The 12745-nt window shown below is 49.0% G+C and carries 12 protein-coding genes and 1 riboswitch; of the genes, 10 read left to right on the forward strand and 2 right to left on the reverse strand.

All coding sequences use genetic code 11. From position 1 onward, the window contains the following. The 5 genes from pknB to ITJ88_RS04340 all read left to right on the forward strand — a co-directional run bounded on the left by pknB (window position 1) and on the right by ITJ88_RS04340 (window position 4869). Entirely contained in the window at window positions 1–1935 is a 1935-nt protein-coding gene (gene pknB, locus ITJ88_RS04320) for a Stk1 family PASTA domain-containing Ser/Thr kinase (protein ID WP_195864755.1), read from the forward strand. A gap of 25 nt (window positions 1936–1960) precedes the next feature. Beyond that, window positions 1961–2866, forward strand: a complete 906-nt coding sequence (gene rsgA / locus ITJ88_RS04325) for a ribosome small subunit-dependent GTPase A (RefSeq protein WP_195864756.1) — start codon at window positions 1961–1963, stop codon at window positions 2864–2866. 2 nt (window positions 2867–2868) lie between these two features. Further along, window positions 2869–3525, forward strand: a complete 657-nt coding sequence (gene rpe, locus ITJ88_RS04330; RefSeq protein WP_029342106.1) for a ribulose-phosphate 3-epimerase — start codon at window positions 2869–2871, stop codon at window positions 3523–3525. 7 nt (window positions 3526–3532) lie between these two features. Continuing rightward, window positions 3533–3642: riboswitch (TPP riboswitch) on the forward strand. Between the two features lie 62 nt (window positions 3643–3704). Next, on the forward strand, window positions 3705–4265 hold the full coding sequence (thiT, locus tag ITJ88_RS04335) for an energy-coupled thiamine transporter ThiT (RefSeq protein WP_195864757.1): 561 nt from the start codon (window positions 3705–3707) through the stop codon (window positions 4263–4265). A gap of 1 nt (window position 4266) precedes the next feature. Then, the gene (locus ITJ88_RS04340) at window positions 4267–4869 is read left to right on the forward strand and encodes a thiamine diphosphokinase (protein WP_195864758.1); all 603 of its coding nucleotides are present in this window, start codon (window positions 4267–4269) and stop codon (window positions 4867–4869) included. 55 nt (window positions 4870–4924) lie between these two features. Here ITJ88_RS04340 and ITJ88_RS04345 read toward each other — a convergent pair whose 3' ends face one another. Next, window positions 4925–6328, reverse strand: a complete 1404-nt coding sequence (locus ITJ88_RS04345; protein WP_064299638.1) for an amino acid permease — start codon at window positions 6326–6328, stop codon at window positions 4925–4927. A 140-nt stretch (window positions 6329–6468) separates the two neighbouring features. Then, entirely contained in the window at window positions 6469–6657 is a 189-nt protein-coding gene (gene rpmB, locus ITJ88_RS04350; RefSeq protein ID WP_023468758.1) for a 50S ribosomal protein L28, read from the reverse strand. A gap of 283 nt (window positions 6658–6940) precedes the next feature. On the opposite strand from rpmB, the gene ITJ88_RS04355 reads away from it, so the two are divergent. From ITJ88_RS04355 to recG, 5 genes are all read left to right on the forward strand, one after another. Beyond that, entirely contained in the window at window positions 6941–7303 is a 363-nt protein-coding gene (locus tag ITJ88_RS04355; RefSeq protein ID WP_023468757.1) for an Asp23/Gls24 family envelope stress response protein, read from the forward strand. A 25-nt stretch (window positions 7304–7328) separates the two neighbouring features. Beyond that, entirely contained in the window at window positions 7329–9002 is a 1674-nt protein-coding gene (locus tag ITJ88_RS04360; protein WP_370567758.1) for a DAK2 domain-containing protein, read from the forward strand. A gap of 100 nt (window positions 9003–9102) precedes the next feature. Next, window positions 9103–9765, forward strand: coding sequence for an L-serine ammonia-lyase, iron-sulfur-dependent subunit beta (gene sdaAB / locus ITJ88_RS04365; protein WP_195864760.1), 663 nt, complete (start codon window positions 9103–9105; stop codon window positions 9763–9765). A gap of 4 nt (window positions 9766–9769) precedes the next feature. Continuing rightward, entirely contained in the window at window positions 9770–10666 is an 897-nt protein-coding gene (gene sdaAA, locus ITJ88_RS04370; RefSeq protein ID WP_023468754.1) for an L-serine ammonia-lyase, iron-sulfur-dependent, subunit alpha, read from the forward strand. Next, window positions 10650–12680: an ATP-dependent DNA helicase RecG gene (gene recG / locus ITJ88_RS04375; protein ID WP_195864761.1), complete on the forward strand. Its 2031-nt coding sequence runs from the start codon at window positions 10650–10652 to the stop codon at window positions 12678–12680. The genes sdaAA and recG overlap by 17 nt, the downstream gene beginning before the upstream one ends. Window positions 12681–12745 lie beyond the last annotated feature (65 nt).

The raw sequence follows: 12745 nt of genomic DNA on the forward strand, positions 1-12745 counted from the left end.
ATGCGATACGGAGATCGATTAAATGACCGCTACCGCATAGAACGGCTAGTTGGAAGTGGCGGGATGGCGAATGTCTATCAAGCCTATGATGAGATTTTAAAGCGTCATGTTGCCATTAAGATTTTACGGACTGAATTTTCGCATGACGAACAGTTCATTCGTCGATTCGAACGTGAAGCGCATGCTGCTACCAGCTTGAATCATCCAAACATCGTTGCCGTCTATGATGTAGGCGAAGAAGATGCCATCTATTACATCGTCATGGAGTATATCGATGGTATGACATTAAAGACATTTTGTGAAAATCAAGCATTACCTGTGCCGCAGGCCGTCGATATCATCGCTCAAATTTGTGATGCGATCGATCATGCCCATGCACACCGGATCATCCATCGCGATATCAAACCGCAAAACATGTTGATTCGAGAGGATGGTACCGTCAAAGTAACGGATTTCGGAATCGCTGTGGCGATGTCGAATGCGACGCTGACGCATACGATGTCCGTCCTTGGGTCTGTCCATTACTTTTCACCGGAACAAGCAAAAGGTAAATTTGCGGATGAGAAGTCGGATATCTATTCACTGGGTGCTGTCTTATACGAACTTGTGACAGGACAAGTCCCGTTCGAGGGTGATTCACCGGTTGCGATCGCTTTGAAGCATCTGCAAGATACACCGCGTCGTCCATCCGTCTTGAATCCGAAAGTGCCACAAGCGCTTGAGAACTGTATCATGCAGGCGCTCGCAAAAGCACCGCATGACCGCCAACAGTCCGTCGCAGCCTTTAAGGCAGATATGGTGACGGCGTTGTCTGACGAACGAGCAAATGAAGGCATCCGAGGTGCAGAAGAGGATGAGATGGAAAAGACGATGGTCTTATCGCCTGTCCAAGTGCCAGAAGAATCAAAAGCGGAACCAGAATCACCCGCTGTCACGACCGTTCAACCGAAAACACCGGAAAAGAAAAAGAAAAAACGCTGGTGGATCGTCCTCTTATTGCTCATATTGCTAGGTGGTGCAGCTACGACGTTTGCGATGTGGCCAGATCCAACGGTCACCGTACCATCTGTCGTCAAGACGGATGGAGACGAAGCGGAAACGAAGCTTGAGAAACTTGGATTCGTTGTCGAGACGACAGAACGAAATAGCGATACAGTCGATGAGGGAGACGTCATCAGTCAGACACCGCGTGAAAACGCACAGGTCAAGAAGGGCTCGACAGTCAACTTGGTCGTCTCTACCGGAAGTGCTCCGGTCGAAGTACCGGATGTGACAGATGACGCTGAAAAAGAGGCGATTGCGACGTTAAAAGAGGCTGGATTCGCTAAAGTCGAGGTCGAACGCGAAAAGTCGGATGAAATCGCGCGAGGTAATGTGATCCGGCAATCGATCTCTGCTGGGACGGAAGTGATCGCAAAAGAACAGACGATTACGATCACTGTCTCAGAAGGAACGTCGTCCTTTGAATTGAAAGACTTGACGAACTTATCGAGTGATGAAGCGAAAGCGTATCTCGATGAAATGGGTCTCGACGGTACGTTTGAACAAGAATTCTCAAGTGATGTCAAGCTCGATCAAGTCATCCGTCAATTCCCGCAAGCAGGAGCACAAGTCGAACCGAACGACTCCGTGACGGTCTTCATCTCAAAAGGTGAGGAAGAAAAAACGGTGACAGCGACGTTCCCTGAAAAGGTCGTCTATGATGCGGTCAGCGAGAACGAGGACGAGGAACCACCGAAACAAGTCATCCGGATTGAGACGGAAGATGCGAAAGGGAAGCGGACCGTCATCGAGGAATCGATTGACCAAGATGAGACATTCGACGTGCCGGTGACGATTGATCCGGGAGAAGAAGGCAAGATTACGATTTATAAAGACGATACGGTGTATCGTTCAAAAACCATCACGTACAATCAAGCAAAAGACGCACAGTGAATGTGATGAAAAAGGAGTGCATAGGATGACGGAACAACGCATCGAAGAGAATCGAGAAGGAACGATCATACGCCTGCAGGGTGGCTTTTATGATGTCATGACACCAGAAGGAGAGGTCCGTTCACGGGCAAGAGGGAATTTCCGAAAACGCGGCATCAGTCCAGTCGTTGGAGACGAAGTCGTTCTTCATATCGAAAGTGAGACGGGATATATTCTCGAAGTGAAGGAGCGGGACAACTTTTTAGTACGCCCGCCTGTCGCGAATATCGACCAGGCATTGCTCGTCGTTTCGGCGGCAGAACCTGATTTTTCAGCGCACTTGCTCGACCGATTTCTCGTTTTGATCGAAGCGAAGGAAATTCAACCCGTCATCCTGTTGACGAAAATGGACTTGCTTGACGATGTTAAAGGACCGGCTGTCCGAGAGGCAATTGCCGCTTACCGGAAGATTGGATATACGGTCATCGAGACATCAAGTGAGACGTTGTCGGGTGTTGAGCAAGTCCGTCCGTTGCTTGCTGGAAAAACGAGCGTTCTCGCGGGACAATCTGGTGTTGGGAAAAGTTCATTGCTCAATGCACTGGAGCCCTCTCTTGATTTAGAAACAAGTGCCATCTCGAAATCACTCGGACGCGGACGTCATACGACGCGTCACGTTACGTTGATGCCGCTTGCCGAAGGATTGATTGCTGATACACCGGGTTTCTCGAACCTTGATTTTCCGTATGAAATGGAAATCGAGGATGTACGATGGAGTTTTCCTGAATTCGTGGCTGTACAAGATGAGTGCAAATACCGAGGTTGCTTGCATTTGAATGAACCCGGTTGTGCCGTCAAGGAAGCCGTCGAAGCCCAAGAAATCATGTCCTCTCGTTATGAGAACTATGGTATGTTTATAGACGAAATCAAGAATCGAGCCCGGAGGTATTGAAGATGATTAAAATTGCACCATCTATCTTATCAGCAGATTTTGCGAATCTCGAACGCGATGTTAAAGCCGTCGAAGCAGCAGGCGCGGACTATATCCATTTTGATGTCATGGACGGTCAGTTCGTACCGAACATCTCATTTGGATTACCTGTGCTTAGCAGTTTACGTCAAAAGACGGATATGATTCTCGATGTCCATTTGATGATCGACCAGCCAGAACGTTTCGTTGAAGATTTCGTCAAGGCAGGGGCAGACATCGTGACGTTCCACGTCGAAGCGACGAATCATGTCCATCGTGTCTTACAACAAATCAAAGCAGCGGGCGCAAAGGCAGGAGTCGTCTTGAATCCGCACACGCCATTATCAACGATTGAACACGTCCTTGAGGATGTCGACATGGTCTTATTGATGACGGTCAATCCGGGCTTCGGTGGACAAGCCTTCATCGAGCGTGTCATGCCGAAACTCGCAGCACTCGCGCAAATGAAAGCAGATCGTGGTCTGACATTTGAAATCGAAATTGACGGTGGCGTCAATCCGGAAACGGCAAAACTTTGCATCGATAATGGTGCGAACGTTCTCGTCGCAGGATCAGCAATCTACAATGCACCGGATTATGCGGAAGCGATCACTAGCATTCGTCAAGGGGCTGCCGTATAATAAATATGATGACCGCAAGGGGTGTCGCTTGAAAAGCGGCTGAGAGGAGTCTTTTAGACTTTAACCCTTCGAACCTGTTCCGTTCAAACGGACGTAGGGATGTGGCGCACGCAGGCAGTACGGCGTTCGTCGTACTGCCTTTTTGCGTCCTCTCGTACAATGAAGGAGGAAAAAATAGCATGAAACGGTTACAAATGATGATGGAAATTGCCATCTTCGCCAGTCTCGGAGTCGTCTTTGATTTACTGATTCCATTCAAAATGCCACAAGGTGGTTCGATCAGCTTAGCGATGCTACCGATCTTCGTCATGGCGTTTCGCCACGGTGTCGTCGGAGGGGTCGTCACGGGAGCGCTTGTCGGTACGATTCAATTGATGTTCGCTCCACAAGTCTTGACGATCGTTCAACCGATGCTTGACTATACGATTGCGTATGGTGTCGTCGGATTAAGTGGTCTGTTCGCGCGTCAAGTCAGACTAGCCGCGCGCAATGGACAAAAGAAAAGCTTGATGGCGTTCGTTCTCCTGGCGACGTTATTAGGCGCAGGACTCCGTTATATCTGTCATGTCATCAGTGGCATCGTCTTTTTTGCCAAGTATGCAAAAGGTCCAGTCGTGGAATACTCTTTCGTCTATAACGCAACGTATATGGTTCCCTCGTACATCTTATGTGGAATCGTAGCAGGAATTCTATTCACGACTGCGCCACGCTTACTCCGTTATTCGGCACGAGGCGTCTGAGATGCGGGCGATTCTCGTTTGTGCCGGTCCGCGAGAAGAAGTACCGGATTTACAGATGTTTTGTCAGCCGGGTGATTTCATCGTCGGTGTCGATGGTGGTGTTCAGACGGTCGAATCGTTTGGGCTGACATGCGACCTGACAATCGGTGATTTTGATTCGCTTGGTTATGTACCAGAAGGGGCAATCGTTCATCCGGCTGAGAAAGATGAGACGGATCTTGAACTGGCCCTTCGTACAGTGTCTGAGAGGGAACAGCATGAGGAGATCATCATCATCGGGGCGACTGGTGGGCGGCTCGACATGACCGTCCAAAATGTCTATCTATTGAAGCAATATTCAGAGGCACGACTCGTGACGAAACGAGAAGAGGTGCGATACTTGGCTGAGGGAACGTATGCAGTCGAAGCAGGGAGCTATCATTATCTTTCGTTCATTCCACTTGTGCAGTCGACCTTAAGCTTATCCGGAGTCAAATATCCACTTGATGCACATCCCGTACCCGTCGGAGGTTCCTTGACTGTCAGTAATGAATGGCGTGCGTCAGAAGCGAAGGTAGAGCTCCATCAAGGCGAATTATTAATGATGCGGACGCTTAAGGAATAGAACAATCATACAAAAAGAGGCCATGGATGATTCCGCGGCCTCTTTTTAGATGAAATTATTCTTCAAGTTGAGAAGGGGCGACACGGATGTCGCTTTGAGCGGATAGATGTTTTCCTTTGACGAAGAGATGATAACTTCCCCACATGACAAGAAAGAAAGGAACACCGATGTATAGCGCGATTCGTTGATCCGCTTGAAACGCAAGACTGACGAGGACGACGACGTTAAGTGTCAACGAAATCAGTGGTAACACCGGATAGAGTGGTGTCTTGAATTTCAGTTCGGATACATCGTGTCCGTTTCGGACGAACTGACGACGAAATGCAAGCTGAGAAGCAGAGATGGAAATCCAGCCGACTTGAGCCCCGAGTCCGGCTAAGGACAAGAGCCAAATGAAGACGGTATCTTCTGCGAAAAATGCGGTCAAAAGCGATAACATCGCGAACATCATCGTAAAGAGCAACGCCCGCATCGGCACACCACGTGCATTGACGTAAGATAATTTCTTTGAAATCATCCCTTCTTGCGCCATCGCCCATAACATCCGGGTCGCCGCATATAGTCCGGAGTTTCCGACGGACAATAGTGCCGTCAAGACGACGATGTTCATCAAATCAGCAGCGTACGGAATACCGATCGCATCAAAGACCATGATGAACGGACTGCTGACTCCGCCAGCTGTTTCATACGGAATTAATGCACCAACGATCGTAATCGATAAGACGAAGAAGATGAACGTCCGCCAGACTGTATTGCGGATGGCTTTTGGAATCGATTTTTCTGGCGTGTCGGACTCCCCAGCCGCAACACCGATCAATTCCGTTCCTTGGAAGGCGAAGTTGACGGCAATCATCGTCGTCAAGACACCGAGAATCCCGTTTGGAAACCAACCGCTTGCCGTAAAGTTCGCAAATAACGATGTTGGGCGATCTGCTTCCATCGGTAACCAGCCGAACCAAGCAGCGCCACCTAGAATGATGAAGAACAGGATCGCGAGGACCTTCAAACTTGAGAACCAGAATTCAGCTTCACCGAATGCTTTGGCGGAGACGGCATTCAGACCGAACAGCAAGACCGTAAAGACGGTACACCAGACGACAACGGGTACATTCGGAAACCAGCGATCCATCAAACTGCCGGCAGCTGTGATTTCGAGTGCCACCGTCACTGCCCAGCCGAGCCAATAAATCCAACCGACGGCAAAGCCGACCCCTGGTCCAATGAAGCGGGTCGTATAGGTCTGAAATGACCCCGAGACCGGCAGATAAACCGCTAATTCTCCTAAACATAACATCGTCAGATACATGATGGTCCCACCCACGATGTAACTGAGGACCGCCCCGAGAGGTCCTGCTTGTGAAATCGTTAATCCTGACCCTAAAAATAAGCCTGTTCCGATGATTCCGCCGAGTGAAATCATGAACAGGTGTCGACTCGTCATCTCTCGTTTGAGTTGCATGATGACTTCCCCCAATTCTGACAAAATAAAGTACGTTCCTATTGTAAGCGTTTTCAATAAAAGCGACAATTAGTTTATGAGAAAAATAAATGAGAGCATAAAAAAACCGGAAGGGAAGATTCCCATCCGGTGGTTGCGCCTTATACGCGTTCGACTTTACCTGATTTAAGAGCTCGAGCTGAAACCCAAACCTTTTTCGGCTTACCGTCGACGAGGATACGTACTTTTTGTACGTTGACTCCCCAAGTACGTTTTGTTTTGTTCAATGCGTGTGAACGGTTGTTACCCGACTTTGGCGATTTCCCAGTAACGTAGCATTTACGTGCCATGCGTTCCGCCTCCTTTTATGTTGTTTTGCGTTCGTCCTAATAGACACTTTGCTATCTTAGCATGGTGTCAGGGCGGTTGCAACATAAAAAAAGTAGCTGACAAGAAAAAAACTTGACAGACAACCTCGAAATTTAAAATAATGGATGAGGATGATGGTAAAAGTTCATTTGACCGCTACTATTTTTCACTTATTCATTGTATAGTCAGTACGGCGACTTTTCAATAGTAGGTCCTTATAGTAGAATTATGAGAAGAATACAATATTCAAAGGGGGCTACTCAGGTGGCGATCGAGATGAAAACGACCTATGGAAAGATTGATGTAGATAATGATGTCGTCGCGCAACTTGCGGGCGGCGCAGCAATGGAATGTTTTGGTGTCGTTGGTATGGCATCCCAGTCTCAAATCAAGGATGGTCTTGCTGAACTCTTAAAACGTGAGAACTTTGCACGCGGTGTCATCGTTCGACAGGCTTCAGAGCAGGTCCATATCGATATGCATATCATCGTAAGCTATGGAACGAAAATCTCAGAGGTGGCGAACAACGTACAGAGTCGCGTGAAATACACGCTCAGTCAGGCACTAGGTCTTGACGTGACATCTGTGAACATCTTTGTCCAAGGAGTCCGCTTGACGAATGTCTAAGGCGGGAATAGAGGAGGAAACTTTAGTGAGTGTAGATCGTTTAACAGGAGCGCAGTTAGTCAAGATGATTCAAAATGGCGCGGCGAATCTCTATCAAAATGCAGATTTCGTCGATTCATTGAACGTCTTCCCTGTGCCAGATGGTGATACGGGAACGAACATGAATTTGACGATGACTTCAGGAGCAAAAGAAGCAGGTAAATCAACTTCGGATTCTGTATCGGAAGTCGCGAACGTCTTCGCACGTGGATTATTGATGGGGGCGCGCGGAAACTCTGGCGTCATCTTAAGTCAATTGTTCCGTGGATTCTCGAAATCAATCGAAGGCAAAACAACGATTGATACGAAGGAATTCGCAGATGCGTTACAAAAAGGTGTCGATACAGCATACAAAGCAGTCATGAAACCGGTCGAAGGGACAATCTTGACGGTTGCCCGTGAAACAGCGGTCGCTGCTATCGCACAATCTGAGACGACGACGGATTTCTTAGAGTTGATGCGTCAACTCGTCGAAGCTTCGAAAGTATCGCTCGACGGTACACCAGAACTTCTTCCGGTATTAAAAGAAGTCGGTGTCGTTGACTCTGGTGGTCAAGGTCTCGTCTGTATCTATGAAGGATTCCTCGCAACACTCGAAGGAAAAGAACTCGACAAACCGCATGCGCCTGTCATGGAAGCACTCGTCGAAGCAGAGCATCATAAAACGGCTCAAAGCTTCATGTCGACAGAAGAAATCCATTACGGTTACTGTACGGAAATCATGGTTCGTTTCCAAGATGACAAGCTTGCGAATGCACCATTTAGCGAAGAAGACTTCCGTAACGAATTAGCGGAATTCGGTGATTCGTTGCTCGTCGTCGCGGATGAAGAACTGTTGAAAGTTCACGTCCACGTTGAAACACCAGGAGAAGTCATCACAAAAGGACAACGTTTCGGTGAACTCGTCGCTGTTAAGATTGAAAACATGCGTCAACAACACTCGACGATCCTTGAAGAAGAAGGTGCGAACCAAGTCACTCCAGTCGCTGCACCGAAGGCAAAAGCGAAAGCAGCCCTCGTGACAGTCGCAATGGGTGAAGGAATCAGCGAACTCTTTAAATCACTCGGTGTCAGTGTCGTTATCGAAGGCGGACAAACGATGAACCCGTCGACGGAAGATATCGTTAAGGCGATCGAGGATGCACATGCGGAACACGTTTATGTCTATCCAAACAACTCGAACATCATCATGGCCGCTGAACAAGCAGCATCTGTCGCGAATTGTGGTGTGACGGTCGTGAAATCAAAAACAGTCCCACAAGGTTTAGCAGCAACAATCGTTTATAACCCGGAAGCGACTGTCGAAGAGAACGAAGCGCATATGGCAGATGCGATTGCAGCCGTTAAGTCGGGGCAAGTCACATATGCCGTACGTGATACGAACATCGATGGTGTAGAAATCAAGAAGGACGACCATATGGCGATTGCTGAAAAACAAATCGTTGCTACGGATTCTTCAAGTCTTGGTGCCGTCAAGAAACTCGTCGATACACTCGTCACGGAGGACGACGAAATCATCACGGTTCTTTACGGTGAAGGCGTTTCGACAGAAGAAGTCGACGACCTCGTCGCGTACATCGAATCGGTTAATCCGGATGCTGAAGTGGAAGTCCACGACGGCAAACAACCACTTTATTCGTACATTTTAAGCGTCGAATAAAACCATCATACTGAAAAAGGGCGACTAGCCTTTTCACGAATCCCACCATCTGCGATAATAGAGGTGGGATTTCGTTTGTTTCATAGAGAGGGGAAAAGAGATGAAATATCGTAGCGTCTTTGACATCATCGGACCAGTCATGGTTGGTCCATCGAGCTCGCATACAGCGGGAGCTGCACGGATCGGATTGATGGCGGGTAAATTATTCGGGGAAACACCTACTGTCATCCACATCACGTTTTACGGTTCATTCGCGGATACGTATCGTGGACATGGAACGGACGTCGCCATCATCGGCGGTGTTCTCGGATACGATACGTTTGACGACCGAATTCCGCAATCGATCGATATCGCGAAGTCAAAAGGGATCGAGATTCATTTCGAGACGAGCGAAGCATTGACGGATCATCCGAATACGGCACGTGTCCACTTGACGAACGGGTTAGAAGAGTTTGAATTGGTTGGTATTTCAATTGGTGGGGGAACGATTGAAATCACTGAATTAAATGGTGTACCGCTTCGTTTGTCCGGTGGGGGACCGGCACTCGTCGTCTTGCACCATGACCGCTTTGGTGCGATTGCAGCCGTGACGAGCATTTTGGCTGATTACGAAATCAACATCGGGCACATGGAAGTGTCACGGCATGAAAAAGGAAAACAAGCACTCATGGCAATTGAGATTGATGACCGGATAACGGCAGAAGTGTTGGAAGAAATCGATCGGTTACCTCAAGTCGAGCGTGCCGTCATGATGGGAGAGTGAAGACATGTTTAAATCCGTAAAAGAACTCGTCGCCATCGCGACGGAACGAAATATTCCGATTTCGGAAGTCATGATCGAGCAAGAGATGACGGTTCGTCATTTAGAGCGAGATGAAGTCTATGCGATGATGGAACGAAACCTACAAGTGATGGAAGAAGCAGTCGCTCGTTCACTTGATGGTGACGGTGTCCAGTCGGTGACAGGACTAACCGGTGGGGATGCTGTCTTGCTTCAACGGTACCGTGCTTCAGGTAAAGGTTTATCCGGTGATTTATTACTGGACGCCGTTAGTAAGGCAATCGGAACGAATGAAGTCAATGCTGCGATGGGGAAAATTTGTGCGACACCAACGGCAGGGAGTGCCGGCGTCGTGCCAGGTACTTTATTTGCGGTCAAAGATCGCTTAAACCCAACGCGTGAGCAAATGCTACGCTTCTTGTTCACATCCGGTGCGTTCGGCTTCGTCGTCGCGAACAATGCGTCGATTTCCGGAGCGGCTGGTGGCTGTCAGGCAGAAGTTGGTTCAGCAACAGCGATGGCAGCTGCTGCGATCGTTGAGATGGCGGGCGGAACACCGGATCAGTCAGCACATGCTTTTGCGATCGCGTTGAAGAACATGCTCGGACTCGTCTGTGATCCTGTTGCAGGACTCGTCGAAGTACCATGCGTGAAACGAAATGCGATGGGCGGGGCGAATGCTGTTGTCGCTGCCGACATGGCTCTCGCTGGAATCACGTCACGGATTCCGTGTGATGAAGTCATCTCAGCCATGCATGAGATTGGTCAGATGATGCCGTCTGCGCTTCGCGAGACAGCAAAAGGTGGACTCGCGAATACGCCGACTGGTCGCTGGCTCGAAGCGAAAATCTTCGGAGAGTTATCGAATGAATCCATCACGTGACGTCAAGACATTAAAAGGTGTCGGACGGGATTTAGCGAAAAAACTAGAAGAGATGAATATTCTCACCGTTGCGGACGTGCTCGAGCACGTCCCGTTTCGTTATGACGACTTCGTGACGGGAAGTCTAACGGAAGCAATCCATGAGGATAAAGTCAAGTTCACGGGTCAAGTCCAGTCTGAACCACTTGTGCGCTATTACGGCAAAGGGAAAAATCGTTTAACGTTCCGTCTGCTCGTTGAAGAACGGTATAGTGTGACCGTAACGATGTTCAACCGGGCATTCTACAAAGACCAATTGCAACTCGGGGCAGAAGTGACGGTCAGTGGCAAGTGGGATTTACACCGGATGACGATCTCTGCGACGGAATTGCAATTCGGGGCAATCGAAGGCGAATTGACACCCGTTTACTCGCTCCGGGGTGACATGCGGATGAAGACATTCCGACGCGTCGTCGACTTGGCGTTCAAGGAGACTGAGGCATTAGCTGAACGAATCCCGGACAGCATCCGGAAGACGTACCGGTTACAGGACCGGATGACGATGTTAAAGTCGCTCCATTTCCCAACGAATCGACAAGAGTTGACGGCTGCTCGTCGCAGTTATGTCTACGAGGAGTGCCTCTATTTCCAACTGAAATTACAGGCGTTACGTCTTGGGCGACGGAAAGGTCAAGGAGTTGCCTTGCCTTTACATGAAACGGATATTGCCAATTTCATCAAGAGCCTGCCGTTTCCGCTGACAGGTGCCCAGCAACGTGTGACAAAAGAGATCCTAGACGACATCGGTCGCGGTGAACGAATGAATCGGTTGCTGCAAGGCGATGTCGGAAGCGGAAAGACCGTCATCGCAGCCATCGCCTTGTTCGCGACGGTTCGTGCCGGAAAACAAGGTGCCTTGATGGTGCCGACCGAAATTTTAGCGGAACAGCATGCAGCGTCACTCGCCCCATTGCTTGAACCACTTGGGATTCGGGTCGGTCTGCTGACGAGTTCTGTTAAAGGGAAAGCGCGCGCACATTTGCTCGAAGCCCTCGCAACAGGAGAAATCGACGTCTTGGTCGGGACACATGCGCTGATTCAAGACACTGTCCAGTTCAAGGCATTACACCTCGTCATCACCGATGAACAACATCGCTTTGGTGTCGAGCAACGGAAACGATTGCGCGCGAAAGCTGAACAGGCAGATGTATTATATATGACAGCGACACCGATTCCGCGTACGCTTGCGATATCGGTCTTTGGAGATATGGATGTTTCGATCATCGATGAGATGCCGGCGGGACGAAAGGAAATCGAGACCTACTGGGCGAAACCGCAACAGATGGAACGCGTTTTCGGGTTCGTCGAGAAAGAATTGTCGCAAGGTCGACAAGCCTACGTCATCACGCCATTGATCGAGGAATCCGAATCACTCGAAGTTCAAAATGCGATCGAATTACATGCGACATTGACCGAGCGGTTCAAGCCCTATCATGTCGGTTTGATGCATGGGCGCTTGACTTCTTCAGAAAAAGACGAGATCATGCAGGCGTTTAAGGAGAATACTGTTCAAATCCTTGTTTCAACGACGGTCGTCGAGGTCGGCGTGAACGTTCCGAACGCGTCGATCATCGTCATTCATGATGCAGAACGCTTTGGTCTTGCGCAGTTACACCAATTAAGAGGGCGCGTCGGTCGAGGCGATGCCCAGTCTTACTGTATTCTAATCGCCGATCCCTCTTCCGATACGGGAAAAGAACGGATCAAGACGATGACGGAGACGAACGATGGCTTCAAGCTAGCGGAAAAGGATTTAAAACTGCGCGGAGCCGGAAATTTCTTCGGTACCGAACAAAGTGGATTACCGCGATTCGTCTTGACTGATCCCGCGCTCGATATACAAGTCATGGAAACTGCGCGACAAGATGCAGTCCGCTTACTGCGATCGGACGCCTTTTGGCAAGCGCCGGAATACGATGTCTTGCGTGACTATATCGAACGACAAGGGCTACTTGAAGGAGAAAGAATCGAATAATACTTGAAAGTGAACAACAAGGGATATATACTACTGTTAGTACCAGGTAATAATAGTGGTCATCC

Source organism: Exiguobacterium abrahamii (assembly GCF_015645365.1).
GTDB classification, from domain to species: domain Bacteria; phylum Bacillota; class Bacilli; order Exiguobacteriales; family Exiguobacteriaceae; genus Exiguobacterium_A; species Exiguobacterium_A abrahamii.

Bases quoted from the DNA above. Each gene is read 5' to 3' on its own strand.
- thiT (WP_195864757.1), top strand. From the start codon at position 3,705: ATGAAACGGTTACAAATGATGATGGAAATTGCCATCTTCGCCAGTCTC.
- recG (WP_195864761.1), top strand. From the start codon at position 10,650: ATGAATCCATCACGTGACGTCAAGACATTAAAAGGTGTCGGACGGGAT.
- rpmB (WP_023468758.1), bottom strand. From the start codon at position 6,657: ATGGCACGTAAATGCTACGTTACTGGGAAATCGCCAAAGTCGGGTAAC.
- rsgA (WP_195864756.1), top strand. From the start codon at position 1,961: ATGACGGAACAACGCATCGAAGAGAATCGAGAAGGAACGATCATACGC.
- ITJ88_RS04345 (WP_064299638.1), bottom strand. From the start codon at position 6,328: ATGCAACTCAAACGAGAGATGACGAGTCGACACCTGTTCATGATTTCA.
- sdaAA (WP_023468754.1), top strand. From the start codon at position 9,770: ATGTTTAAATCCGTAAAAGAACTCGTCGCCATCGCGACGGAACGAAAT.
- sdaAB (WP_195864760.1), top strand. From the start codon at position 9,103: ATGAAATATCGTAGCGTCTTTGACATCATCGGACCAGTCATGGTTGGT.
- ITJ88_RS04340 (WP_195864758.1), top strand. From the start codon at position 4,267: ATGCGGGCGATTCTCGTTTGTGCCGGTCCGCGAGAAGAAGTACCGGAT.
- rpe (WP_029342106.1), top strand. From the start codon at position 2,869: ATGATTAAAATTGCACCATCTATCTTATCAGCAGATTTTGCGAATCTC.
- pknB (WP_195864755.1), top strand. From the start codon at position 1: ATGCGATACGGAGATCGATTAAATGACCGCTACCGCATAGAACGGCTA.